At 67.3% G+C, this 22623-nt stretch carries 23 protein-coding genes; 12 read left to right on the top strand and 11 right to left on the bottom strand.

From position 1 onward, the window contains the following. Nucleotides 1–105: 105 nt before the first annotated feature. Nucleotides 106–720, top strand: a complete 615-nt coding sequence (locus IT779_RS10700; protein ID WP_196149068.1) for a TetR/AcrR family transcriptional regulator — start codon at nt 106–108, stop codon at nt 718–720. 11 nt (nt 721–731) lie between these two features. Here the strand turns inward: IT779_RS10700 and IT779_RS10695 are convergent, their stop codons facing one another. The 6 genes from IT779_RS10695 to IT779_RS38745 all read right to left on the bottom strand — a co-directional run bounded on the left by IT779_RS10695 (nt 732) and on the right by IT779_RS38745 (nt 7996). Beyond that, nucleotides 732–1415, bottom strand: coding sequence for a hypothetical protein (locus IT779_RS10695; RefSeq protein ID WP_196149067.1), 684 nt, complete (start codon nt 1413–1415; stop codon nt 732–734). A gap of 73 nt (nt 1416–1488) precedes the next feature. Then, entirely contained in the window at nt 1489–2703 is a 1215-nt protein-coding gene (locus IT779_RS10690) for an FAD-dependent oxidoreductase (RefSeq protein WP_196149178.1), read from the bottom strand. A 58-nt stretch (nt 2704–2761) separates the two neighbouring features. Then, the gene (locus IT779_RS10685) at nt 2762–4033 is read right to left on the bottom strand and encodes a lipase family protein (protein WP_196149066.1); all 1272 of its coding nucleotides are present in this window, start codon (nt 4031–4033) and stop codon (nt 2762–2764) included. A gap of 403 nt (nt 4034–4436) precedes the next feature. Next, nucleotides 4437–5066, bottom strand: coding sequence for a TetR/AcrR family transcriptional regulator (locus IT779_RS10680; protein ID WP_196149065.1), 630 nt, complete (start codon nt 5064–5066; stop codon nt 4437–4439). Nucleotides 5067–5270: 204 nt separating this feature from the next. Beyond that, nucleotides 5271–6647: an ABC1 kinase family protein gene (locus IT779_RS10675; protein WP_196149064.1), complete on the bottom strand. Its 1377-nt coding sequence runs from the start codon at nt 6645–6647 to the stop codon at nt 5271–5273. Between the two features lie 11 nt (nt 6648–6658). Further along, a complete protein-coding gene (locus IT779_RS38745; RefSeq protein WP_196149063.1) occupies nt 6659–7996 on the bottom strand; it encodes a PucR family transcriptional regulator in 1338 nt (445 codons plus the stop codon). A 568-nt stretch (nt 7997–8564) separates the two neighbouring features. Here IT779_RS38745 and IT779_RS10665 point away from each other — a divergent pair. The 5 genes from IT779_RS10665 to IT779_RS10650 all read left to right on the top strand — a co-directional run bounded on the left by IT779_RS10665 (nt 8565) and on the right by IT779_RS10650 (nt 12166). Further along, nucleotides 8565–9158 carry a TetR/AcrR family transcriptional regulator gene (locus IT779_RS10665; RefSeq protein WP_196149062.1) on the top strand — a complete coding sequence of 198 codons (594 nt, stop codon included), beginning with the start codon at nt 8565–8567 and terminating at the stop codon, nt 9156–9158. Further along, on the top strand, nt 9155–10054 hold the full coding sequence (locus IT779_RS10660) for a glycosyltransferase family protein (RefSeq protein ID WP_198428343.1): 900 nt from the start codon (nt 9155–9157) through the stop codon (nt 10052–10054). Before IT779_RS10665 ends, IT779_RS10660 begins: the two co-directional genes overlap by 4 nt. Further along, nucleotides 9937–10476, top strand: a complete 540-nt coding sequence (locus IT779_RS37135) for a glycosyltransferase (protein ID WP_232541591.1) — start codon at nt 9937–9939, stop codon at nt 10474–10476. The genes IT779_RS10660 and IT779_RS37135 overlap by 118 nt, the downstream gene beginning before the upstream one ends. Nucleotides 10477–10610: 134 nt before the next feature. Further along, nucleotides 10611–10808: a hypothetical protein gene (locus IT779_RS10655; RefSeq protein ID WP_196149061.1), complete on the top strand. Its 198-nt coding sequence runs from the start codon at nt 10611–10613 to the stop codon at nt 10806–10808. Beyond that, entirely contained in the window at nt 10805–12166 is a 1362-nt protein-coding gene (locus IT779_RS10650) for a LuxR family transcriptional regulator (protein WP_332838739.1), read from the top strand. The genes IT779_RS10655 and IT779_RS10650 overlap by 4 nt, the downstream gene beginning before the upstream one ends. Before the next feature lie 466 nt (nt 12167–12632). On the opposite strand, the gene IT779_RS10645 is transcribed toward IT779_RS10650, so the two are convergent. After that, nucleotides 12633–13058, bottom strand: coding sequence for a DUF1330 domain-containing protein (locus IT779_RS10645; RefSeq protein ID WP_196149059.1), 426 nt, complete (start codon nt 13056–13058; stop codon nt 12633–12635). Between the two features lie 320 nt (nt 13059–13378). Between IT779_RS10645 and IT779_RS10640 the strand changes: the two genes are divergently transcribed. Next, nucleotides 13379–15112 carry a phytoene desaturase family protein gene (locus IT779_RS10640; protein ID WP_196149177.1) on the top strand — a complete coding sequence of 578 codons (1734 nt, stop codon included), beginning with the start codon at nt 13379–13381 and terminating at the stop codon, nt 15110–15112. A gap of 219 nt (nt 15113–15331) precedes the next feature. Here IT779_RS10640 and IT779_RS10635 read toward each other — a convergent pair whose 3' ends face one another. After that, complete coding sequence (locus tag IT779_RS10635) at nt 15332–16480, bottom strand: acyl-CoA dehydrogenase family protein (protein WP_196149176.1); 1149 nt, start codon at nt 16478–16480, stop codon at nt 15332–15334. Nucleotides 16481–16681: 201 nt separating this feature from the next. Here IT779_RS10635 and IT779_RS10630 point away from each other — a divergent pair, with 201 nt between their 5' ends. Genes IT779_RS10630 through IT779_RS10610 form a run of 5 tightly spaced genes read left to right on the top strand, consistent with a single transcriptional unit; the run spans nt 16682 to nt 19760 of the window. Continuing rightward, nucleotides 16682–17473 (top strand): enoyl-CoA hydratase/isomerase family protein, encoded by a 792-nt coding sequence (locus IT779_RS10630; RefSeq protein ID WP_196149058.1) that lies wholly within the window; start codon nt 16682–16684, stop codon nt 17471–17473. 40 nt (nt 17474–17513) lie between these two features. Further along, a complete protein-coding gene (locus IT779_RS10625; protein WP_196149057.1) occupies nt 17514–18779 on the top strand; it encodes an aromatic ring-hydroxylating oxygenase subunit alpha in 1266 nt (421 codons plus the stop codon). Beyond that, nucleotides 18776–19297 (top strand): aromatic-ring-hydroxylating dioxygenase subunit beta, encoded by a 522-nt coding sequence (locus IT779_RS10620; RefSeq protein WP_196149056.1) that lies wholly within the window; start codon nt 18776–18778, stop codon nt 19295–19297. Before IT779_RS10625 ends, IT779_RS10620 begins: the two co-directional genes overlap by 4 nt. A gap of 26 nt (nt 19298–19323) precedes the next feature. Next, entirely contained in the window at nt 19324–19572 is a 249-nt protein-coding gene (locus IT779_RS10615; protein WP_332838748.1) for a hypothetical protein, read from the top strand. Continuing rightward, nucleotides 19569–19760: a ferredoxin gene (locus IT779_RS10610; protein WP_196149054.1), complete on the top strand. Its 192-nt coding sequence runs from the start codon at nt 19569–19571 to the stop codon at nt 19758–19760. Before IT779_RS10615 ends, IT779_RS10610 begins: the two co-directional genes overlap by 4 nt. Nucleotides 19761–19937: 177 nt before the next feature. On the opposite strand, the gene IT779_RS10605 is transcribed toward IT779_RS10610, so the two are convergent. Genes IT779_RS10605 through IT779_RS10595 form a run of 3 tightly spaced genes read right to left on the bottom strand, consistent with a single transcriptional unit; the run spans nt 19938 to nt 22550 of the window. Then, a complete protein-coding gene (locus tag IT779_RS10605; protein ID WP_196149053.1) occupies nt 19938–21092 on the bottom strand; it encodes an acetyl-CoA C-acetyltransferase in 1155 nt (384 codons plus the stop codon). Beyond that, entirely contained in the window at nt 21085–21753 is a 669-nt protein-coding gene (locus IT779_RS10600) for a TetR/AcrR family transcriptional regulator (protein ID WP_196149052.1), read from the bottom strand. The genes IT779_RS10605 and IT779_RS10600 overlap by 8 nt, the downstream gene beginning before the upstream one ends. Next, on the bottom strand, nt 21753–22550 hold the full coding sequence (locus tag IT779_RS10595; RefSeq protein WP_196149051.1) for an SDR family NAD(P)-dependent oxidoreductase: 798 nt from the start codon (nt 22548–22550) through the stop codon (nt 21753–21755). Before IT779_RS10595 ends, IT779_RS10600 begins: the two co-directional genes overlap by 1 nt. Between the last annotated feature and the right edge of the window lie 73 nt (nt 22551–22623).

The raw sequence follows: 22623 nt of genomic DNA, 5'->3' as shown, positions 1-22623 counted from the left end.
GATTGGTGAACGAACTCACGATCGGGGGGTCGATGAGACGGCACTCACACCCCGTCTCGGTATGTGACCTGTATCAATGGCTTCGGACACGGCACGATGGTCACCATGGCGACATCGGATACGGAGTCTGACCTAGCGACGCGGGCCGCCGCGGGCGCGCAGCCGCGCAGAGCCGACGCGCGACAGAACCTGGAACGCGTCCTGGCGGCGGCCGTCGAGGTGTTCACCGAACGCGGTCTGGAGGCGACGATTCCGGAGATCGCCGCGCGCGCGGGTGTCGGCAAGGGGACCGTCTACCGCAGCTTTCCCACCAAGGCGGATCTGGTGCGGGCACTGGCCCGCCCGCACCTGGACTGGTTCCACGAACTCGGCGCCGTCGCGGTGCGCGCGGCGAGCGCCGACGCCTACGGCGCGCTCGAGGACCTGCTCGAGCAGATCGCCGCCCGCCTCGCCCAGGACCGCTTGATGGTCGACGTGCTCAGCGGCTTCGACGATATCGGCGACGAACGCCTCGCCGCCCACCTGGAAAGCATTCTCGCGCTCGGCCGCTCCCAAGGCACGCTGCGTCCCGACGCGACCGGCCTCGACCTCGACATCCTGGTCTCCGGAGTCGCACGAGCCCTGATCGGTCACGACATCCGCGACCCCGACGTGTGGCGCCGCTACGCCAGACTCGCGCTCGGCGCACTGCGACCTGACCCCGAACCGAGATCGCCGTGAAGTTCGACGCGCTACCCGCCCAACGCCGTCGGTGCGCGATTCGTTGCCCGGTCTCGCGCGTAGACGAGGATGTCGCGGGCGAACTCCGAGGCCCGCCCGTCGGCGACGCCGCGCCGGAGGCGGTTCACGGCGTCGTCGAGTCGCGGTCCCGGTCCGTGATCGGTGAGCAGGACGACGGCCACCTCCCATACGCGCGCATCGGGTTCGGGATGGGCGAGCACCTCGTCCAGGTACTCGTCGGGCTCGAGCAGTCGCAGCGCTCTGCGGGCGTAGGCGTGCAGGCGCGCGGGGAGTTCGGCGCGGATGGCGTCGAGGTCGGCCTGCAGCGCGTGGCCCGGCCGGTCCGGATCGGTGCGCAGCGTCCACGGAATGGTGAGTGGCTTGGGTAGCCGGTGCGCGTCGATGAGATCGGGGCCCGCGGCTTCGTCCTCGGGCACGGGCGGGAGACCGTTTCGCGCGTTCCGCCAGTCGCGGAACTCCCGCCACGCACCCGGCGTCGCGCTCAGCGTGAGACCGAAGCTGATGACCTGCTGACCATCGGTCCACGTGCGCGTGATCCTGGTGCGGCCGATACGGGCGAGACCACCGGGCCTCGGGTGCGTCCAGACCGGCTCGGCGCCGTGGAATCCGTACGGCTCGAGCAGTTTCCCGGTGTCGCGGAACAGGCGGCGCAGTGCCGTATCGGAGCTGACCATTCGGGCAGAATAGCCGCGCCGTCCGACACGGTCGTTCGGCGCCGCGTCCCCACCGCGGACCGGGGAGGCAGGCCTACGGTGTGTCGATCGGTGTGCGCTCCTCGCTGGTTTCGGCGGACAACTTCGGATGGCTCGTCGCTCGGATGAAGTCGGTCAGCGCCCTGGTCGTCAAACCCGACGGCAGCAGCGCGGCGGGCTTCAACGTGGCCTCGCCGTGCGAGACCTGGCGCGCGGTGACCCAGGACACGGCGGCCACCTTGCGCCTGCGGATCTTCTCGTATCGCCGCAGCGCGTCGGGGACGGAATGCGCCGACGCCAGGCTGCGGCGCAGCACCATCGTGTCGAGGAGCGCTTGATTGGTGCCCTGGGCGAGGGTCGGCGGCATGGTGTGCGCGGCGTCGCCGAGCAGGGTGAGTCTGCCGTGACCCCACGCGCGCGGTATCGGGTGTCGGAAGTGCGGGAACGGCGACATGCGTAGGTCGTCGTCGGTCAACTTCGCCAGGACGCGGTCGACTCCGGGGGACCAGCCGGTGAAATGGGCTCGCAGGGTGTCGACGGGGGAGTCCGGCCGCACGAAGTCCGGCGACCACGGCAGGTCGAACCACCATTGCAGGCGGCCCGCACCCGCGGGCCACAACCCGAGGTTGCCCCCTTCGCCGATGATGATCACCGCGATATCGCTGTCGGCGAGGTCGGGCAGTTCGATCAGCCCCTGCCAACTGCACCAGCCGGTGTGCGTCGCCTCCGGAATGCGCGCCGCCGCGCGGACGGTCGAATGCCGACCGTCCGCGCCGATCAGGAGATCCCCCTCGGCCGAGGCGCCGTCCGCGAAATCGACGCGCACGCCGTCGGAGGTGTTCCGCACGCCGACCACACGCGCGTCGCAACGGACCCGCTCGCGCGGAAAGCCGTCCATGAGCCGTTCCAACAGGATTCGACGCGGAACCATCCGGGTCGGCTTCCCCAGCGTGGCGCTCAAGGCCGCCAGATCGATCTCGGCGACGCGGCGTCCGGTCGCGGTCGAGACCCGCACCTCGGACAGAACCTGACCGGCTCCGTCCATGTCGACGCCGAGCTGCCCGAGCACCTTCGCGCCGTTGGGCCAGATCGTCACCGCGCCGCCCTTGGCCCGCACCGCGGCCGCCCGCTCGAACACCGTCACATCGTGGCCGTCGCGTAGCAGCCCTCTGGCGGCGGAGATGCCGCCGACACCCGCGCCGACGATCAGCACCCGCAGGCCCGATGATGTTGGAGCTGAGCTGTTTCGAGGTCCGTTCGACTTCCACATGTATCGAGAGACGTGCGGACGGCCCGATCGGTTCATTCGAATCGGATACTCGTCCCGGCTAGGGCAGGGCCGCGCAGTTCACGGGCGCGGGCAGATTCGCGAGCCGGTCGGTCATCCACGGTTGCGTGGTCGCCACGGACGGGAAGAAGCTCAGGTCGTGGGTGCCGACGAATCCCGCGAGGGGCGGCACCGTGGCGTCGGCGTCGAGTTGGACGGTGGCGCCGCCGCCGCACCAGCTCGCGGCCATCGCGCGCACCGCGGGATACGGGGCGCCCTCGTCGTTGCGGGCCGCGTAGACGCGCACCGGCGCCGCCGGGCGGACTCCGCCGAGTCGCTGCTCGTCGAACACCCGCTTCAATTCCGGGGAATTGTCGATGACGACCGCGAGCGGCAGCCCGCTGGTGGTCCATTGGGTCGTGCTCTGCGGTTGCACGAAGATTCCGGAGAGCCCACCGCCGCATTTTCCGACCGCGTCGCGCATGATCGCCTTACCGGTGTCGTTGAGCGCGGCATCGAGTTCCGGCAGGGTCTCGGGATAGTCGGCGGCGATGCCGTTGAGTATCCAGGCGATGGCGGGCGCGACACCGGGACGGCCGTCGCTGCGCGCGATGTATTCCTGCGGACCGACCAGCGGCCCGCCCACATAAGCGCCGCGCACATTCAGTTCGGGCGCGTACTCCGCCTGCAACTCGGCCGCGGCCGCGGACGCCATCGCGCCCTGGGAATAGCCGTAGAGAATGACCGGCGAATCGGGACCGAGCCCAGGCAATCGCACCGCAGCCCGCGCGGAATCCAATACCGCATAGCCCTGCGTCCTGCGGTTCAGGAAGTCGTGGACGCCCGGGACGCCGAAATCGTGATAGTCGGTCATCACCACCGCCATACCGGCGGACAGCAGTTGGTAGATCGCGATGAGGTCGTATTCGAAGACGATATCGGCGGGCGGCTGGAATCGGACCACCTGCGCCAGCATCGCCGAGGGCGCGCATTCGGGCCCTTGCCCCTGGGTGCCGCCCGCGTAGGCCACCAGCGGGCGCGGGCCGGGACCGGTCCACGGCAGCGTCGGCTCCAGATACGTGGCGACCGCCGTGGTCGGCGCGCCGTGGGTATCGGTGCTCGCGTAGACGACGCGCGTGGATTTCGCGGGTACCGGACCGGCCTGCCCCGGCACCGTCACCGCCAGATGAGCGCCATCGGCACGCAGGATTTCACCACCGGCGGCTGCCATCGGCGGTTGCGTCCATACGGGCGGTGCGGTGCATACTCCGGCCGCGACGATGGTGAGGATTCCCGTCAAAGCCGCTATCCATGCGCGTTTCTCGCTTGTCATATCGAAGATCCTTCGTGCGAAGTGAGTTCGTCCATACCGATCCGGAATCGAACGCCGCGAACGCGAATGGAACTTCCGATCATCGGGTCGCGGCGGAAAGCTTGACGTGCGATTCAATTCGAATACAGCGAGCATCTGAAGTTCGTGCGCGAAACCAGGTACCTCGAGGTGTAGAGCCCCCACCCTAAGCCCTACGACCGACAATGTTCCGCAGGTACGGCCTTCCGATGCGCCGACATCGAACACCGCACGGTGGCATGACGAACGAGTATCGATACCACTTGCACACAATTTTCGCGACAGAACCCGGAAGATTCCTCGAGATTTCGGATTCGACTGAACCGCCGCTCCGGCCAATTCCGCTGCGAAAGAACGCAATTGGCCGGGATCGCCTGCGGATCCGCTAGTCGGTTTCGGCGGCTGCCTCGGCGTCGAGCCAGGCCGCGACCATACGGGCCGTCATATCGATCGCTCGGTCCCGGTCCTCGACGTCGACTTCCACCGCGGACACCCGGAGCACAGCCGCGAAGCTGGTGTTCAGAATGACGAAGGTCATGAGATCGTACCGGTGATCGTCGCCGGGGCCGAGGATCTGGATCAGGACCACCTTGATCAACAGATGTAGGCGCGGTTCGAATTCGGGCAGACCGCTGCTGTAGAACTGCACCCCCGCGACCATGGCGCGCACCAGACGCGCGTTGGCGACGAGTTCATCGCTGATGACGCGCAGGATGTCGGCGAACAGGGCGTGCACCGTGCGATCGGCGACATCGAAGATCTGCTCGGTCAACCTGCGTTCGGTGTTCTGCAACATCCGCTCGAGCAGTTCGTCGACGATGACCGCGCGGTCGGCGAAATACCGGTACAGCGTGCCGACGCTCACCCCGGCTTCGGTGGCGATCCGATTGGTCGAGGTGTTCGCGATGCCGCGTTCTCCGAACAGGCGGGCCGCGGTGTCGAGTATGTGCTCCCGCGTCGCTTTGGCCCGTTCCTGTGTCGGGCGGCGGCGTCGGCCCGCGACGTTGGCGCGCATCGCCCTCTCCCTGGTGAATCGACGGATGAAACCTGCTCATCCTAGTGCTCTGCCCGTCGTTCGATGCCGATTCGCCCGTTTAGAGCGGTTTCGGGCCTCGAACGGTTCGGATTCCGGGTTGTTTCGGGGCTGCGGATGGTTTCAGGCGGCGGTCGATATCAGGTGCACGTCGGCTTCGGACGACGGGTGTGGTACCTGCCCGGGTCACTCGCGTCGTCGCGCCCGCCAGGCTGCGATCTCGCGCCCGAGGTCGGTGACGGGTTCGTCGCGATAGAGCCATTCGCGCGCGATCCGGTGCCAGTTGTTGCTCGCCCGCAGCTGGCCGATGGTGGCGAAGGTGAACAGGTCGGCGCGACGGGAGAACACGTGCTCCGGCGGCAACGATTGCCGACGCATGCCCTGGAACCGGGAAACGCTCGGATCGACGACGAGTACGACCGCGGCGGTGGCGATTTCCGGGGTGACGGTGAGCGGCTCGTCCACGAGGTGCCAGCCAACGGTCGCGCGCACATAGTCCAGGCATTCTTCGGCGTCGACACCGGATTCCGGGTCGATGATGCCGCGCTCGACCCAGGCGCGGTAGAGGTCGTCGGCGCGGCCCTCGCCCGCGGCGCGCAGACAGCTGCGCTCGAACTCCACGTGCACGGGGTCCATGTGGTTGTAGAGGCCGAAGTCGACGAACGCGATCCGACCGTCGGCGGCGAGCAGGACATTGCCGGGATGTGGGTCGCCACAGAACTCGTAGTCGGTGAACAGCGAGGTGATGTAGAAGCGGTAGATCAGCTCGCCGACCCGGTCCCGGTCCGCGTCCGGCAGCGTGCGGATGTGTTCGAACGACTTCCCGTCGACGAATTCGGTGACCAGCACGCGCTCGGTGCAGTACTCGGGCACGGTGTCGGGCACGGTGACGAACGGGTGGCCGCGATATCGGGCGGCGAGACTGTGCTGTGTACGGGCCTCGGCCGGATAGTCGAGTTCACGGGCGAGGTTGCGGGCGATCTCACCGAGTACCGCGTCGTCGGCCGCGCTCGGTACCGCGGCTTTCCACAGCGAACTGAACATCCGCAGGTTTCGCAGATCCGCGTCGATGGCGTCCTCGACGCCTGGGTACTGGACCTTCACCGCGACCCAGCGCCCGTCACGCAGCCGCGCGCGATACACCTGCCCGATCGAGGCCGCCGCGATCGGCGTCTCGTCGAAGTCCGCGAACACCTGCGTCAGCGGCCCCAATTCGTCCTCGATCACCGCGCGCATGGTGGTGAACGGTGCGGCGGGGGCACGATCGCGGAGTTCGGCCAGTTTCGTACGGAACAACTCCCGGTGCGACTGCGGGGCCAGGTCGAGGTCGAGGACCGAGAGCATCTGCCCGACCTTCATCGCCGCGCCTTTCAACCCGCCGAGCACGGTGACGATCTGCTGCGCGGTCTGCAGGGTCGACCGTTCGGCGAGATATTCCCGTGCCCGACCGGGCGCCGTCAGCATCGACAGCCGCACCCCGACGCCGCGGACCGTCTGTTCGGCGGTCAACAACCCGATGCGACTGCCGCGCGCGACGCGGCCGGTGGGAATTCGATCGGCCACTGCCTCACCTTTCATGGTCGCGGATCATCATCCGCACCGGAGGGTGACGATACCGCCTCCGCCGCGCGTCGCCCGCCGTTTTCCGCGGCCCCGCAACGGCAGGTGCGAGCGGATGCCGGCGTGGCCTCGCGCACGATCATCGCCGAACGCAGATACCACAGACTGGTGGGATCACCGGGGTCGAGCCCGGTCACCTCGCCGATGCGCCGCAACCGGTAGTCGACCGTATTCGGGTGCACATTCAGCTGTTTCGCGGTCGCCTTGCGCTGCCCGTCGGTGGTCAGGTGCACGCGCAGCGTCTCGAGCAGGTCGGGATGATCGTCGAGGGCCGCCAGCTGCCCGGCGAGCTGGTCGCGCGTCGATCCGGGACGGGTCAGCTGATAGTGCGCCGCCAACTCCGCGAACCGGTACACCCCCGGCGCCCGCCCCAGCCGTTGCGCCAGATCGAGCAGTTCGTGCGCGTGCCGCACCAGCTGCGGTATCTCGGCGGTCGCCGCGACGACGGTGGCCACGGTCAGCGGCACCCGCGCCGCCGCCGACAGCAGCGCCACCAATTCCTCGACCGGCATCCCGACGCCGTCGACATCGGGCAGCAGCAGGGTGCCGCCGTCCACCGACAGCAGCGCCAGCGGAGTCGTCTCCGTATGCGTGGCCAATGCCGCCTGCACCCGCCGCAATTTGCGCCGGGCAACGATCTGGCCGTTCAAGTTCGCGTTCGCCTCGTCGGGATGCGGCGGTATCGCGACGGCGAGTACGTGGTATCGCTGCGCGACCGGCACGCCGAACGCGTCCGCCGTGGCGGCGGGATGCCCGCTGAGCAGCGCCGAGGTCAACGTGTGCGTCGCCACCCGATTCTCGACCGCGGCGCCACGACATTCGCGCACATACGAAACTCCGACACTCGCGGTCACCAGTTTCGACAGATCGAGAAGCGTGGTGGTCAAGGTACGCACCCCGGCGATATCGGCGGTCCGCGGATCCGCGAACATCATGTCCATACCGAACTTGAAACCCGCGTTGACCCCGCGCAACACCACCTCGATATCGACGCCGTCACCGGCCAACGCCGCCAACGCCGCCTGCAACCGATCGGTCGACTCCGGCACCGCGACCCCGCGCAAGCGGCGAAGCGTCCAATCCAAGCAGAGCCGAACCACCACCGTCAGCTCCCGCCGCGGCACCCCCGCCGGAGTGAACCGCAACTCCGGCGCCCGTACCCCGACATGGTCGACGATCGCCCGCGACATCTTGTCGAATCGGTACGGCGTAATGACGTACCCGTGCGTGTGCGACCCGAAATCGGCCCGATACCTCGGCCCGGCCGTCCGGTCCAGATTCTTGGTGATCACCGATGACCTCCTGTCCGCGCCCGGAGCGCCGACGGTCAAGGTGACGAGGCCGAATCCTGTTCCACGCCATACACGTCGACCACAGCTCTCCGACGTAGCAAGAACCCTAAGCCGAGCGGTAACTCGACTACTACTCCGCTTTCAGATCCGAATAACCGACCCATCGCAGCGCTGTGACCTGCAACTATTCAGAACTCTGTCGGCAGATTCACACCGAGTTCCCAGAAAATGTCACAAGCGCTCACTTTTCCGCTCACTCGTGACGAGCGCCGCGACACCACCCCTTCGCGACAACAATTCGATCCCCGTCATCGTCGCCCCCGGACGACGCCGCTGTCATCGTAGACGAGCAAATGCGAAGTCCCCGCGACGGTCATGGAACGAGCGTTTCAATACCGTTCGGCTCGCGACGAAGCGGCGGCGGGCTCGGTTGATCGACGCGAGGTCGATGCGACGCGGTTCGAACGGGAGGGCTTCGTCGGCCGGGTCGCTCTTCGCTGTGTCGCGCGCGGCGTGTCGACAAATTTCGCTTGACCGACACTCAAGCCAATGGTTGAGTGTCAGTCAAATGAAAACGACACGTAGTTACACCCAGTCCGGCCGGGCCGAGAATACGATCGCCACGCGGGCCCGAATCCTGGCCGCCGCGCAGGAACTGTTCCTGGACAAGGCTTTCGAGGACGTGACCCTCGCGGCCGTGGCGAAGGCCTCCGGGGTGTCGCATCAGACCGTGCTCAACCACTTCGAATCCAAGGCCGGGGTGGTTCTCGGGGTCGCGGAGGCGCTGGCGGCGCAGGGCGACAGCGCGCGCAACGCGGCGCGCCCGGGTGATATCGAGGGCGCGATCGCCGCCCTCGTCGGCGACTACGAGCGGATCGGCGATGCCAACGTGCGCTGGGCGATGTCGGCGGACCGTTTCCCCGAGTTGGCCGCCCAGATGGACGTGGCGCGGGCAGGACATCGGAAGTGGCTGGTGGCGATGTTCGGCGACGGGTTGCCCACCGAGCCCGGCGATCGTGAGCACTACCTGGACGTCTTGCACGCCGCCACCGACGTCTACGTGTGGAAGCTGCTCCGCCGAGACCTTCGACGCGACCGCGCCGAAACCGAGAAGACCATGGCCGACCTCGTCGCGGGTGTCCTGAGAGGAATCACGAAATGAACGCTCGTACATACCTGTTCGCTCTCGTCGACGGGGGAGGCACCGTGCCTCCCGAACTCGGCATGGTGCGCCGCCTCGTCCAGCGTGGTCATCGCGTGACGGTGCTCGCCGACGAGTCGATGGCCGCGGAGGTGCGCGACACGGGTGCCACCTACCTGGAATGGACCGCGGCCCCGAGCAGCGCCTCGCGTCGACCGGAGGACGCCCGATACCGGGATTGGGAATGCGGCAATCCGTTCGAGCTGTTCCGCATGCTCCTCGATGAGCAGTTCGCCGGTCCCGCCCCGGGATACGCGAAGGATATGGCCGCCGCCTTGGACGCGGTGCACCCCGATCTGGCGGTCTGTTCGTTCTTCGCCATCGGCGCGATGGTGGCGGCGCAAGCGCGCGGTGTCCCGTTCGACGTGCCGTTCCCGAACACCTACCTGCTCCCGGTACCGGGAATGCCGCCTTCGGGACTCGGGTTGCGGCCCGCTCGTGGACCGGTCGGCAGGTTGCGTGATCTGGCCGTACGGACGATGACGCTCGGGCAGTGGAACAAAGGGGTGCCCGCGCTGAACTCGCTGCGCGCGTCATACGGCCTGCCGCCGGTCGAGGAGTTCTTCGATCAGGTGCACCTCGCCCGAAAGCACCTCGTCCTCACCTCGGCGGAGTTCGACTCCCAGCGCGGATGCCCGCGCACGTCCGCTACGTCGGCGCTGTCCTCGATGATCCCGCGTGGACGACCGGCGCGTCGTGGACGCCCCCGGCGGGGGATGAGCCGCTGGTCCTGGTGGCTTTGTCGTCGACATTCCAGGACCAGACGAGTTGCCTGCAGCGCGTCATCGACGCTCTCGCGGCACTGCCGGTGCGCGGGTACGTCACCACCGGACCCGCCATCGATCCCGCGGCTCTGACGGCGCCGGGCAATGTCGAAATCGTCGCGACCGCACCGCATTCGCACGTCCTCGCGCACGCGAACGCGGTCATCACCCACGCCGGGCACGGCACGGTCGTCCGCGCCCTCGCCGCGGGCGTCCCCATCCTGGCGCTGCCACACGGCCGGGATCAGGCCGACAACGCGGTCAGGGTCAGCACGCGCGGCGCCGGAATCACGTTGTCCAGGAAGGCATCCCCGCGCAAGATCGCAACGGCGACGCAGCGTTTGTTGACGAATGTCGGCTACCGGGAAGCCGCCGCGCGACTCGGTGTCACCATCCGGCGTGACGCGCAGGCGGGTGACCTGATCGCCGAACTCGAGGAAGCGGGATCCGCGAGAACCGAAGCTGTCGGCACCACGCGGTGCATGGGTGCGGTACCGGCGGCGCGGTTGGGGTAGGCGGCTACTTCAGCCGGTCGGCCGAGCCGGGCCGAGACTGGTTTCAGGGCCGGTCCCGGTCCACACCGTCCGTGGTGGCAGGGCCTTGATCCTGCGCTACCGAGCATGGACGGTGGGAAAGGTCGTGGTTGGGCATGAGCGAGGACGAGCGGGATCGGTGGGCGATCGATCGGCTGCCGTTCCCTTACGCGGAGGCACTGCGGCTCCGCGCCGCAGGGGTGGATGATGAGGTTATCGCGCAGGTCCTGGCCCTGGACGTGGCGGCGGTGGGGTCGGTACTGACGATGGCCGAGGTGAAGCCGGCCGCGATCCGCGATCGTGGGCGGCGATGACAATGGGCATCGGCCACTTCGCCCCACCGTCGGCTACCAGCGATTATTCTGAGGCCATGGTGGCCCCGTGGCCGCTGATCGGGCGGACCGAGGAACTGGACCGGCTGCGGGAATCCACTGCTCCCGCAGCCCGCGGTTCGGTCCTTTCGGGTCCGGCCGGTGTCGGCAAAACGCGTCTCGCCCGGGAAGTTTTCGCATACTGGCAGGGCCGAGGGCGGCGGTGCCGTTGGTTCGTTGGCACCCGATCCGCGCAGTCGGTGCCATTAGCCGCCCACCGAGCCGGGGTGATCGTCCTCGACACCGACGCGGCGCCCGCGGTAGCGCGGCTGGCGCACCCGCTGCTCGGGGAAGTACGCCGCGCACGCAGCCTTCCCACCCGGTTACAGGAGCTGCGCAGCAAGGTCGCACGCGAGTTGGAAGTCCACGACAACGCTCCCGCGCCGATCATGCTGGTCCGGCGAGCTGTGCTCATGTGTGGATCCGATCTCGCACCCGACAGCGACCTGCTGATCGACGCCGCCCGCGCCGCGCTGCGACTGTCGGATCCGATCACCGCCGAACGCCTCGCGCGACACGCCGTCGCGGCAGGGGGCGGGTATCGGGCCCACTGGGCGCACGTCGGTGGGTTGATCGACACGCAACGCTTCCGCGAGGCATACGAGATGACCACCATGCCGGCGGCATCGGCCAAGTCACCGCGAGAACGAGTGGCCATGGCGGTGCTCGCTGCCGTGATCAAGGACATGATGGTGGGACCGCCCGGCGAAAATCGCCTGGCCGCGCTGGAAAACGAGGCCGCCGAAACAGCTCGCGGGCAATGCTTCTTCGCCCACGAAGTGCTGTGCCGCCAAACCGCGGCCCAGTTCGGCGACCACAACCAAGCGCAACGCCTCACCGAACTCGCGGCGATCGTCGAAGGACCACGGGTCGCGGCGGCCACGCTGCACGCCACCAGTTCGAAGAACGGCGACTGCGACGGTCTGTGCGAGGCCGCCGGTCGCTATGAGCAGTTCGGTGACCGGATCGCCGCGGCCGACACCTTCGCGCAAGCATCGAACCTGTTGCGAGACCGTGGTCTTCGCGGCGCCGCGCTGACCGCGGCGGCGTCGGCCGAACGACTCTCCGCATCGACCGGAGCCGCCACACCCGCACTACGCGCGCTGCGATGTCCCTGCCCGCTGACCGCGCGGCAACGCGAAGTGATCGCCCTGGTCGCCGCGGGACTGACCAACCGCCAGATCGCCGAACAACTCGTCACCTCGATCCGAACCGTGGAGGGACATCTGTTCCGGGCTTCGCAACGCACCGGAATCAGCAGTCGTGCGGGGCTCGCCGCGCTGGTGGACCACAGCCCATGACACTTCGTGACCCGCTCTCGCAAGAAGTCACAGACCGGACAGGCTCGAAGCATGGCTGCTCGGAGCAGCGTCGAACTTCGACAGTCGAGCGTGCCGGAGCGTCTGCTGAGCCGGTGCCTCGGACGCCTCAGGGGGTAATCGGTGATCGGAAGTCACGAACCACGCGCAGAATCCAAATAGGGCTACAGCAGCTGACGCACAATGACGCGACCATCATGACAGGGGATTGCACTGCCCAGTTTGTCCGCGCCGTCGATCCCGACCATGAGGAAGCCGAGACTGACCGCGGCAACGGCGATTCCAGTGCAGATCAAAATGAATCGGTCGAGGCGCACAGACAGCATCATGCTGTGTGCCAATAGGATTCGCAACATATGTGACCCGGTGTGCGAAAAACGGCTGGCCGCTGCGTACGCCAAACCGTCTGCCGGTCGGCTCGGTGGCGACAAACCGGTGTGGAGAGGTGTCAGATGTCCCCGTAGGTGGCCAGATACATTCTGAAGTCCGCGAATACTTTGTCTCTCAACGGAATAAGAGCAAGATACTCGGGCTCGAAGAAGATGCGTTCCGCGATCTCGGTGGACGGGAGGTCGATGATCATGACGAGATCGATCGCAGTTGTCCCGTATAGAGACTTCTCGACGCGTTGTCGTCGGATCACCAGCGCGCCGTGACGGTCGAGGTACCCGCGTACCCTGCGGGAGTACTCGGCGAAATGTTCCTCGTATCCGTCTCGGAAGACGCCCTCGACGACAATCGTTGCTTGTCTCACAAAAACCTCCAAGCCCTCTGCTGCGTCCCGACGGGCAAGGCCACCGCGGCGCGATGGTGAACGTCGGTGTCGCTCGACCGTATCGAGACCGAATGGTAACGGCGATGTCGTACTTGTCATCGTTCGGCGAAAAGGGCGGTCTGGGCGCCGCGGTGGAGCGGCAGCGCTCAGCAACGACTTCCCCGAGAGCCGCGATCCGCGGTGGCCTCCGCGCAAGCGAGGCTCACCTCGCGTGGGAGCGGTAGTGGTCAGGCAGCGGCGGAGACCTGTCGATCATCCGGGCCGCGCGCGCTGACTGAACTCACCCGCCGATATCGGGCCGACCCTTCCCGGTCTGCCTCGGATCTCGAGACCATTCCCCCCTCCTGTTGTTCGGGCTTTTCAAACCACTCATTTTTTTCTATTATAGATTAACCAATGTCGCTCAGGAGGGATGGTCCATGCCACCTCGTCGAACACCCGTGACTGCCGTGCAGGACCAGATTCCGCAGAGCGCGGATGTCGTTGTGGTCGGTTCCGGCCACAACGGTCTCGTCGCCGCCGCGTACCTCGCCCAGGCGGGGCTCGACGTCGTTGTCGTCGAAGCGTCGCCGACCGCGGGCGGAATGACCTCGACGAACTCGTTCGCTCCCGAGGCGCCGGAGTACACGATCAACGAGGCGTCGATCCAGGCGTCGCTGTTCCGGACGACCACGATCAACGACGACCTCGGGCTGGCACGTAGGTTCGGGCTCAAGCAGACGGTCATCGATCCGGCGCATTTCCAGCTGGCCGCGGACGGTTCGTCGCTGGGGCTGTGGCGGGATCCGAGGAAGACGGCGGACGAACTGCGGCGTTTCTCCCAGCGGGACGCGACCGCGCTGCTCGAGCTGTACGAGGTCATCGATGCCGCGGTCGCGATCGGGCTGCCGATGATGCAGACGAATGTCACGCGCCCCGAGCTGACGAAGGTGTTCAAGGCGCTGAAGGCGACCGCGAAGAATTACCGGCAGTTGGTGAACATCGGTCGCTGGATGGCCAGTTCGCAGGCCGAGGCGATCGAGGAGAGCTTCGAACACGACATGATTCGTGCTCCGCTGCTCACCTCCCTGCCCTTCATGCCCTTCGACGCCGATCTGTCGGGATGGTCGCTGATCTACCTCGGTGTGCTTTCGCGCTACGGCGTGGCGATGTTCCACGGCGGGACGGGGTCGCTGCCGAAGGCGCTCATCGCCAGTATCGAATCGAACGGTGGCCGGGTGTTCACCAGCAGTCCGGTCGAGCAGCTCGTGATGACCGGGGAGCGCTGCACCGGCGTCCGGCTGGCGGGCGGTCGCGAAATCGTCGCGCGGCGCGGCGTGCTGACGGCCATGAGCCCGCGCACCACGCTGACCCGGCTGCTGCCCGCAGGCGTGCTGACCCGCAAACAGCAGAACGCCGCCGACCACATTCCGACCAAGAAGCGGGGTATCGCGGACTACAAACTCAACGTCGCCCTCTCGGGTCGCATCGACATGTCCAAGCACGAGAAGTGGCGCGGCGACGGCATCGATCTGCGACTCGCCTGCAACTGCTACCACACCTTCGATCAGGCCATGGAAGCCGCGCGATCGTGTGTGCGCGGCCAGGTGCCGGACGCGATTCCGGGGTTGGCTCAGGTGACGAATGCCTTCGATCCGTCGATGTCGCCCGATGGCAAGGATTTGTGGTGGTTCTGGACCGGCCTGACACCCTCGATTCCCGAGGAAGGCTGGGATGCCGCCCGTAAGAAGATCACCGACAGCGTGCTCAGGGATGCCGAGCAGTACTACAAGGGCGTGGAGTCGCTCGAGGTCGCCCGACGCCCGCTGGCCCTGCCCGACATCGAGGAACGCTTCTGGGCGATCGACGGGAGCGTCTATCACGTCGACCCCACGATCAGCCGGTTCGGGCCGAACAAGCCGGTGGTGGGTTTCGCGGGCTACAAGACGCCGGTTCCCGGGCTCTTCCTCACCGGTTCCGGCACTCACCCGGTGGCGGGCATCAGCGGTATGCCGGGGCAGAACGCCGCGCGGACGATGCTCAGGGAATTCAAGCTCGAGGACAAAGGCGGCAGGCTGGGGAAGGTGCGGGCGCGGCTCGCCCGCGAGCGGGATCTGAAGAAGAATCCGTTCACCAGCGGGCAGAACGACCCGTGGCCCGCGGGCGTGGACTGATCTGTGCCCGAATTCGTTGCGCACCTACGGCGGCCGCCTCGCGGCCGCCGCGGAGGCCGTCGTTCACGGGCCGTCTCGCTGGGACGCGGCTGCGCGGTTGCCTGTGTGTGAGTCTCCGGACCTGCGAGGTTCTTGTCAGGGAATGCATATGGCCCCCGCCACGTGGCGGGGGCCATATGCGTCACATGCGTGCTGTGGCCGGTTTCGGAGAGACTTCGGCTATCCCGAGAACTCGCGTCCGATGATCTCCTTCATGATTTCGGTGGTCCCCCCGTAGATCGTCTGGATCCGGGTGTCGACGTAGGCGCGGGCGACGGGGTACTCCACCATGTACCCGTATCCGCCGTGCAGTTGTAGGCAGCGGTCGATAACGCGTTTCTGTAGTTCGCTGAGGTACCACTTGCCTTTGGCGGCGTCGACGGGGCTGAGTTTTCCCGCGTTGTAGGCGAGCACCGACCGGTCGACGTAGGCCTGCGCGATGTCCAGCTCGGTGTCCATCTCGGCGAGTTCGAAGCGGACGTGCTGGTTGTCGCCGATCGGGCGGCCGAAGGCGTGGCGTTCGAAGCAGTAGCGCCGGGTCTCGTCGAAGATCGCGCGCGACACCGCGATCGCGCCCGCGCTGACCCCGAGGCGTTCGCGGGGGAGGTGGCTCATGAGATGGCGGAGTCCGCGGCCCACCTCGCCGAGTACGTTCTTCGCCGGAATCCGGACGTCGTCGAAGAACAGCTCGGCCGTGTCCTGCCCTGGCAACCCGATCTTCTCCAGCTTGCGGCCGCGGCGGAAGCCCGGCATGTCGGCTTCGACGACGAAGAGGGTCAGTCCGGCATCGCCGTCCTGTGCGCGGGTGCGGGCGGCGACGATGACGAGGTCCGCCATGATCCCGCTGGAGATGAAAGTCTTCTGCCCGTTCAGGATCCAGTCGTCCCCGTCGGGGCGCGCCTCGGTGCGGATGCCACGCAGATCGCTGCCCGCACCCGGTTCGGTCATCGCCAGTGCACCGATGATCTCGCCGGTGGCGAAGCCGGGTAGCCAGCGTCCGCGCTGTTCATCGGTGGTCAGGTCGAGCAGGTAGTGCAGGACCAGGTCGTCTTGTAGGGCGATCGTCACGGCGAAGGACAGGGCGTGGGAGCGAGCGAGCTCCTCGCAGACGATCATGCGATACCGATAGTCGGATTCTCCTGAGCCGCCGTACGCCTCGGGGATCTGGAGCCCGTAGATGCCCGCCTTGGCGGCCGCGACGAACGCATCGCGATCGACCCATCGGTTCGCGTCCCATCGCTCCCGATGGGGGACCACGACCCGTGCGGCGAACTCGCGCACGGTTTCCCGGTACATCTCGTGGTCGTCGGTGTAGAGGTTTCGGTCCATCGCGCAGAGTCCGTTCGCCGGTGACATACTGATTGATTAATCTAACATGTGTTCAAAAATGCCGTGAAACCCGAGCTCAACCCACTCCTAGGTTGACCGGTGATCCAATCAAATTTATATTAGATTCAAAGAATGACGAGGTAGGGTCGGTTCACCTGCGGGGTGGCCGTACCTTCTGAGCGAGGGGATCGGACACGCTCGATGACCGATGACACGACAGTGCGGGACGTGGTGCGCCGCGACGACGTCGGGGCGGTTCGCGTCCTCACGCTCAACCGTCCGCGGCGTCGCAATGCCATCGACATGCCGCTGCGGCTGCGGTTGGGTGACCTCATCGAAACGGCCATGGCGGACAACGATGTTCGGGTGATCGTGCTCACCGGCGCGGGCGAGACCTTCTGCTCCGGCGGTGACATATCGACCATGCGGCGGCAGAGCGCGGAGCAGACCCGGCCGCGCGCGGAAGCCGCGCAGCGGGTCGTGCGCGCGATCTGGACGGGCGGCAAACCGGTGATCGCGGCGGTCGAGGGGTCGGCCTTCGGTGCGGGCGTCGCGCTGGCGCTGGCCTGCGATCGTGTGATCGCGGCGAAGGACGCGGTGTTCAGCACGGCGTTCACCGGTGTCGGGCTGGCCGGTGACATGGGCATCTTCGCCACGCTTCCGGCGCGGGTCGGACCGGCGCGGGCCAAGCAACTGATGCTGCTGCCGCGCAAGCTCTCCGGGTTCGAAGCGCTGGAAATGGGGCTGGTGGACGCGGTTGTCGAGCCGGGGCGGGCACTGACCGAAGCGCTCGCCGACGCCGCCCGCATGGCCGCGGGTCCACCGCTGGCGATCCGGGAGATGAAGACACTGCTGTGCCGTTGGCCGTCGGACCCGCTCGGGATCCTGGCCGACGAGGTCGAGGCCCAGGCGCGGCTGTTCGACACCGAAGATTTCGCCGAGGGCGTCACGGCTTTTCACGAGCGACGGGCTCCTCGCTTCGCCGGGCGCTGACCGCGTGGGAAGCGTTCCGGGTCCGAGAATGGGAGCAGAAATGAACACCGAGAAACGGTCGGCGCCCCGTGTCGACTACACCCGATTGATCGAAGCCGATCGGGTGCACGGGTCGGTCTATACCGATCCGGAGGTATTCGCCGACGAGCTGGAGCGAATCTGGTACGGCGGTTGGGTATTCGTCGGCCATGCCAGTGAAGTCGCGCAGCCCAACGACTACGTCCGCAAGAAGATCGGCCCCCAGGACGTCGTGATGACCCGCGACGCTGCGGGCGATGTCCACCTGTTGACGAACCGGTGCCCGCATCGCGGCAATCTCGTCTGCGACGCCCCGAGCGGCAACTCCAGTTCTTTCCGGTGCCCGTATCACGGGTGGACCTTCCGCAACACCGGCGAGCTGCTCGGCTATCCCTACAACAAGGGTTACGGCGGCAAAGGCAAGCTCGACGTGGGCATGGGCGTCGTGCCGAGGGTGGACGAGTACCACGGCTTCGTCTTCGGCAGCTTCGATCCCGACGTGCCGCCCCTGCTCGAACACCTCGGCGCCGCGGCCGGTGAGATCGACCGGCTCGCGCGGCTCTCGCCGCGGGGGCGGGTGCGACTGGACGCGGGCTGGCTCCGGCATCGGACGCGGGCGAATTGGAAACTGCTGGCCGAGAACGAAACCGACGGATATCACCCGCAGTTCGTGCACGGCTCGATCTTCTCGGTCACCGGTTCGACGATCGGTCCGCTCTACAGCGACTCGTCCACCGCGGTCACCCGTGCCCTCGGGAACGGGCACAGCGAGAACGATCTGCGCCCGGAGTTCCGCAAGTTCGGCGAGCCGATGCGCTGGTTCGGCACGACCGAGGCGAAGGTGCCCGGGTATGCCGCCGCGATGCGGAATCGCTACGGCGTCGAGGCGGAGCAGATCCTCATCGAAGGCGGCCCCCACGTGATGGTCTTCCCGAACCTGTTCATCGCCGAGATCCAGGTCTTCAACATCCAGCCGATCTCGGCGACGGAATGCGTCCAGTACTCCACCGCCGTGCAATTGGACGGTGCGCCGGAGCTGAACCGCAGACTGCTGTCGCAATGCGTCGGCTCGGTCGGGCCCGCGGGCATGCTCCTCGCCGACGATACCGAGATGTACGAGCGCAACCAGGTCGGCGTCGGCCAGCTCCGTCCCGAATGGTTGACGCTGAAGCGCGGCCTGGGGCGCGAGCGCACCGACGAGAACGGGTATCTGGTCGGCGGCGCCACCGACGAGACCGGCATGCGGGCGTTCTGGCGTCACTACGAAAAGATCATGGAGGCGAAATGACGGTCGCTCACGAAGCATCGACCGAGCCGGGTGACGTGGCCGTCGACGTCCACCTCGGACGCGAGATCGAGCAGTTCCTCTTCCGCGAAGCCCGACTCGCGGACGAGCACCGCTACGACGACTGGGAGGCGCTGTGGACCGACGACGCGAAATACTGGGTGCCGACGGCCGAGTCACTCGCGGATCCGGACCGGTTCATGTCGGTGATCTTCGACAACCGCCGCCGCATCCACACTCGCCTCGAGCAACTGCGCACCGGTAAACGGTACGCGCAGGCGCCGCCGTCGAGCCTGCGCAGGCTGCTCAGCAATATCGAGGTGCTCGGCCGCGCGGGCGAGGACTTCGTGGTCGGGGCGAACTTCGTCGTCTTCGAGTCCAAGCCGCGCGGGATCGAAACCTGGGCGGGGCGCGTTCGGTATCGCGTGCGTCGCGTCGCCGCGGAACTGCGCCTGGTGGAGAAGACGGTCGTGCTGGTGAACAACGCGGAACCGATCCCGACACTCGGGTTCTTGATCTAGGCGTGCGAGCGGACATGGAACTGGGCATTGTCGCCGGAGAATTCGCGCAGGTCGCAGTGGCCGTCGATGCCACGGCCAGAGGCCCGAGGCTGCGCCTGACCGACCTGCGCACCGGCCGGGTCCGCTATCTGGACCCGCTGGAGCTGGAAACGATCATCTGGCTGCGCGACAGCCACTTTCGACAACTGCTCGACCCGTCGGCCGACCGCTGGCGGGACGACGTGACGGAATCGGCCGGCGCGGTCGTGCCCACATTCTCGGAGGAGGAGAAATGAAGATCACCTTGGATCGCGCGAAGTGCACGGGACTCGGCATCTGTGAATCGTTGGCGCCGTGCCACTTCGAAGTCGACGACGGCGGTGTGTTGCTCGTCCTGAAGGAGACGGTGAGCGAATCGGAGCGCGGCGAGGTCGAGGAGGCCGTCGCGGGTTGCCCGACCGAGGCTCTGCGCCTGGCGGATTGACGCTCGGGGTGTGTTCCCCGGACCAGCCCTCGCGGCATGGCCGGGGAACAGTCGTGTCGGCGGGCGGAGGCAAGCCGTTCTCACCGACCGATTCTCGCGCCGGGTGAGTAGGACGCCACGGCGCACCCACCGCACATGCGGTGGGTGCGCCGTCCACGGTGTGTCAGCACACCGACATCAGCCGAGGCGCTCGATGATCGTCACGTTCGCCATCCCGCCGCCCTCGCACATCGTCTGCAGCCCGTAGCGGCCGCCGGTGCGCTCGAGTTCGTGCAGCAAGGTGATCATGATGCGTGCCCCCGAAGCGCCGAGCGGATGCCCGAGCGCGATGGCGCCGCCGTTGACATTGGTCTTGTCCGGGTCGGCGCCGGTGTGCTGGAGCCAGGCCAGCACCACGCTGGCGAACGCCTCGTTCACCTCGAAGAGATCGATGTCCTCGACGCCGAGGCCGGTCTTGGACAGGGCGCGCGCGGTCGCGGGCAGCGGTGCGGTGAGCAGGTTGACCGGATCCGATCCGAGCACCGACATGTGGTGTATCCGGGCGCGCGGGGTGAATCCGTGTTCCCGCACTGCCTGTTCGGAGGCGATCAGCACGGCCGCGGAGGCATCGGAGATCTGACTCGACACCGCGGCGGTGAGTCTGCCGCCCGGGGTGAGCGTCTTCAGCGTCGCCATCTTCTCGAGTGAGGTGTCCGCCCGAGGGCCCTCGTCGTGTTCGATGTCGCGCAGCGGTGCGATCTCGGCGGCGAAACGGCCTTCCCGCTGGGCCGCCAGCGCGCGCTGATGACTGCGGAAAGCGAACTCCTCCATCGCCGTTCGCTCGAGACCGTAGTCGGAGGCGATCTGTTCGGCCGAACGGAACTGCGAGATCTCCTGGGCGCCATAGCGATCGAACCATCCTTCGGAACCGGTCCACGGATCGGTGCTCCCGTATTTCTCGCCCGCGGTGAACGACGACAGGATCGGGAACCGGCTCATGTTCTGCACGCCGCCCGCGACGACCAGATCCGAGGTGCCGCTCAGCACGGCTTGGGCGGCGAAATGCACAGCCTGCTGCGAGGATCCGCACTGGCGGTCGACGGTGACGCCGGGCACGGACTCCGGCAATCCGGCGGCCAGCGCGGCGGTGCGCGCGATGTCGCCCGCCTGGGAGCCGATGGCGTCGATGCAGCCGAAGACCACATCCTCGACGGCGCCCGGATCGAAATCGTTGCGGCCGACGATGGTTCGGATGCTGTGCGCGGCCAGATCGGCCGGGTGCAGCTCGGCGAATCCGCCGCCGCGCCTGCCGACGGGGGACCGGACGGCATCGACGATATACGCCTCAGGCATGGTTTTCTCCTTCTGTTGTCGGCGAAGCGTCGGGCTCTGGTTGCCCTGCTCCGGGAAGTCCGAGGCCGTGCCGGACGAGGCACTGCGCGGTCACCACGAGGGTGGTGAGGGGACCGACTCGCGGGTTCCACCACTCCGGGGTCCAGTTCAAGGCGCCCATCAGAAGCATTCGGGCGGCCGCGAGGTCGAGGTCGGGCCGAACGACGCCCGCCGCTCGGGCCGCATCCAGCAGATCGCGCCAGAGTGCGTTGTACGCACCGCTTTCCGCGCGCAGCCGGTCGCGGATGTCGTCGGGCAACTGCCCGAGATTGCGGGTGACCGCGGTCGCGAAGTCCGACAGGTGCAACTCCACGCCGAGGTGGGCTTCGATGGCGGCGCAGATCCGGTCCATCGGGCCGGTTTCGGCGGGCAACGCGGCCAGCGCGGATTCGACATGGCTGCGTAGCCGATGCTGTCCCACCGCCATGACCTCGGCGATGAGTTCGTCGCGGGAGGCGAAGTAGTAGTAGACCGCGGGCGCGCGTAGTTCGGCGAGCACCGCGATGTCGGCCAGTCGTGTCTCCGAATAGCCTTTCGTGCTGAGCACTTTCGCGGCGGCGGCGAGTATTCGTGCTCTGGTGTCCGGCCCGGAATCGGCGCCGTCGCGGCGTTGTCCGGCCATCAGGGCATCGAGTAGCCGCCGCTGACCGAGAACACCTGACCGGTCACTTGGCGAGCCCCGCGCTCGGAGGAGATCCAGACGACCGCGTTCGCGACGTCCTGCGCGGTCGTCAGCCTGCGCAGCGGGATACCCTTGCGCAGCGCGTCGATCTGCTTGTCGTCGAACACCGTATCGCGTCCGGCCGCCCACAGACTCGCGGCGCCGACGGCGTCCGCGCTCTCCGGAACGACCAGCCCGGGGCAGACCACGTTCGAGCGGATCCCGTGCCGTCCGTGCTCCTTCGCGACGGTGCGGGCCAAGGCGAGCAACGCGGCCTTCGTCGCGCCGTAGACGCCTTGGCGGATCTCGCCGAAGGCGGCGTCGCTCGCGATGAACACGATGGCTCCTGCGCCCGCCTCGCGCATCCGGGCGACGGCTGCCTGAGTGCACGCGATCGAAGCGAACAGATTGACCTCGACCAAGCGTTGCCAGCGCGAGCGATCGGTGTCGTCGGCAAGGAAATTGGGCACGCTCCAGCCCGCGTTGTTGACGAGCACGTCGAGGCCGCCCCACCACCGCACGGCGCGGTCAACGGCCTCGGTCGCGGCCTGCGGCTCGGTGAGATCCACGGCGACGATCTCGGCGGCGGCCGCGCCGAGATCGAGTGCTTCCGCGCGGACTCGCACGGCCTGATCGGCGTCGATGTCGCAGATCGCGACGTGCGCGCCTTCGGCAGCGAACCCGTGCACGATGCCGCGGCCGATGTTGGAAGCGCCGCCGGTGACCAGTACCCGAGCCTGTGCCAATCCGAGATCCATCCGTGCTCCTTCGATGCGTTCCTCGGTGGTTGACGGCCCATGTTATCTAATTTATCTTCAATTTGAAAAGATG

Origin of the sequence: Nocardia bovistercoris (genome assembly GCF_015674855.1) — a bacterium.
GTDB lineage: Bacteria > Actinomycetota > Actinomycetes > Mycobacteriales > Mycobacteriaceae > Nocardia > Nocardia bovistercoris.
The sequence above is the reverse complement of the archived record's forward strand: the minus strand, read 5'-3'. Positions and strand labels throughout refer to the sequence as shown.